Origin of the sequence: Rhizobium sp. PRIMUS64, assembly GCF_023006465.1 — a bacterium.
Classification (GTDB): Bacteria; Pseudomonadota; Alphaproteobacteria; order Rhizobiales; family Rhizobiaceae; genus Rhizobium; species Rhizobium leguminosarum.
In genome coordinates this window covers 1-2,341 of sequence record NZ_JALBGX010000269.1, presented here as the reverse complement: position 1 = coordinate 2,341, position 2,341 = coordinate 1, and the positions used below count along the sequence as shown (strand labels likewise).

Here is a 2,341-nt window from a genome sequence, read left to right as displayed (position 1 = left end):
GGCGAACCCGGCGGCGAGCACCGCGAAACGATCGCCTCGGCGAGCCGGGCGGCGGCGGCCGGCGGGATCACCTCGATCATCATGATGCCGGACACCGATCCTGTTATCGACGACATTGCGCTTGTCGAATTCGTCAAGAAGACGGCGCGGGATACGGCCGCCGTCAACGTCTATCCGGCGGCCGCCATCACCAAGGGCCTTGCCGGCGAAGAGATGACGGAGATCGGCCTCTTGATGCAGGCAGGCGCCGTCGCCTTTACCGATGCCCATTCCAGCGTCCACGACACGCAGGTGCTGCGCCGGATCATGACCTATGCGCGCGAATTCGGCGCCGTCATCTCCTGCGAAACGCGCGACAAATATCTCGGCGCCAACGGCGTCATGCATGAGGGGCTTTTCGCCAGTTGGCTCGGGCTCTCCGGCATTCCAAGGGAAGCCGAGCTCATCCCGCTCGAACGCGATCTCAGGATCGCGCAGCTGACGCGTGGCCGTTATCACGCCGCGATGATCTCGGTGCCAGAATCGGTCGAGGCGATCAACCGCGCCCGCAGTCGTGGCGCCAAGGTGACCTGCGGCATCTCGATCAACAATCTGGCGCTCAACGAAAACGACATCGGCGAATACCGCACCTTCTTCAAGCTCTATCCGCCGCTGCGCCCGGAAGATGACCGGGTGGCGATGGCCGACGCCCTTGCGAGCGGCGCGATCGATATCATCGTCTCCTCGCACGACCCGCAGGATGTCGATACGAAGCGCCTGCCCTTCGGCGAGGCAGAGGACGGCGCGATCGGCCTCGAAACCATGCTGGCGGCAGCCCTCAGACTTCACCATGGTGGCCAGGTGAGCCTGATGCGCCTGATCGACGCCATGTCCACCCGCCCCGCGCAAATCTTCGGCCTCGCCGCCGGCACGTTGAAGCCGGGCGCTGCGGCCGATATCGCGCTGATCGATCTCGATGAGCCTTGGCTTGTCGCCAAAGACATGCTTCTCTCCCGCTCAAAGAATACGCCGTTCGAGGATGCGCGTTTCAGCGGGCGGGCGGTCGCGACTTACGTCTCGGGAAAGCTTGTCCACGCACTCTAGAGCAATTCCTGATTTCTCTGAGTGACGGAAATGCTCTATCTTTTTGTTTTTACGCAATTCGGAACGCAAAACCGCTGCGCAGTTTTGCTGGAATTGCTCTAGAATTGGATGATTTTAGGCCGGGTCGACCTAAAATCTGAATCCTCTTCTAAATTATATAGTTAGAGCATGAGGTCGTCCGAAAACCGCTCACAGTTTTCGGCATCATGCTCTAGGATCGACACCATCGCCGTCCATCCCCCAGCGGGAGAAGGCTGACTCGAGGATAGGCCACGGAGGGGCTGAGGGGGCATATGTTATCCAATCTCATGTCATGGCAGATCACGCTGCCGATCGCGCTTGCCGCCGCCGTTATCGGCTATCTCTTCGGGTCGATACCCTTCGGCCTGATCCTCACGCGTGCCGCCGGCCTCGGCGACGTGCGCAGCATCGGCTCCGGCAATATCGGCGCAACCAATGTGCTCAGAACAGGAAACCGGACGCTCGCCGCGGCGACTCTGCTGCTCGATGCGCTGAAGGCATCGGCCGCAGCCTGGATCGTCGGCTATTTCCTCGGTGAGGAGGCCGCGATCATCGCCGGCTTTTTCGCCTTCATCGGCCATCTCTTCCCGGTCTGGATCGGCTTCAAGGGCGGCAAGGGTGTCGCCACCTATATCGGCACCCTGCTCGGCGTCGCGCCGATCATGGTCGTGCTCTTCGCCGCCGTCTGGCTAGCGGTCGCTTTCATCACCCGCTACTCCTCACTGTCGGCGTTGGTTGCCATGCTTGTCATTCCGGTTGCACTGTGGATACTGGGCAACGAAAAGGTTGCAGCAGTGATGGCGATCATGACCCTCATCTCCTACTGGAAGCACAAGGCGAATATTTCGCGCCTGATGAGCGGGACGGAAAGCAAGATCGGGGCAAAGGGATAATGGATGCGCTGAGCGCCGGACCAAAAGGCGTTGTTCTGACCGAACGGCAAAGAATTGCCTGGTTGCGCCTCATCCGTTCCGATAATATTGGCCCTGCCACCTTTCGCGACCTCATCAATCATTTCGGTTCGGCCGAGGCAGCACTTGCCGCACTGCCGGAGCTTTCGGCGCGTGGCGGCGCCACGCGGGCAATCCGCATCGCCAGCGAGGCCGAGGCACATCGGGAACTCGAGGCGGCGCGTCGCTTCGGCGCCCGCTTCGTCGGCATCGGCGAGCCGGACTACCCGCAAGCTCTGAAGCAGATCGACGGCGCGCCGCCGCTTCTGGCCGTCAAGGGCGCGCTT

2 protein-coding genes and 1 pseudogene are annotated in these 2,341 nt (G+C 61.7%); all 3 read left to right on the top strand.

Annotated elements, in window-relative coordinates:
- The coding region (locus MOV76_RS38925; RefSeq protein WP_247266569.1) for a dihydroorotase at positions 1-1,083 on the top strand (1,083 nt) is incomplete at its 5' end.
- 293 nt (positions 1,084-1,376) lie between these two features.
- Positions 1,377-1,997 carry a glycerol-3-phosphate 1-O-acyltransferase PlsY gene (gene plsY / locus MOV76_RS38920; protein ID WP_247266568.1) on the top strand — a complete coding sequence of 207 codons (621 nt, stop codon included), beginning with the start codon at positions 1,377-1,379 and terminating at the stop codon, positions 1,995-1,997.
- Positions 1,997-2,341 (top strand): annotated as a pseudogene (locus tag MOV76_RS38915) (DNA-protecting protein DprA); the annotation flags it as partial. The gene plsY and the pseudogene MOV76_RS38915, both read left to right, overlap by 1 nt.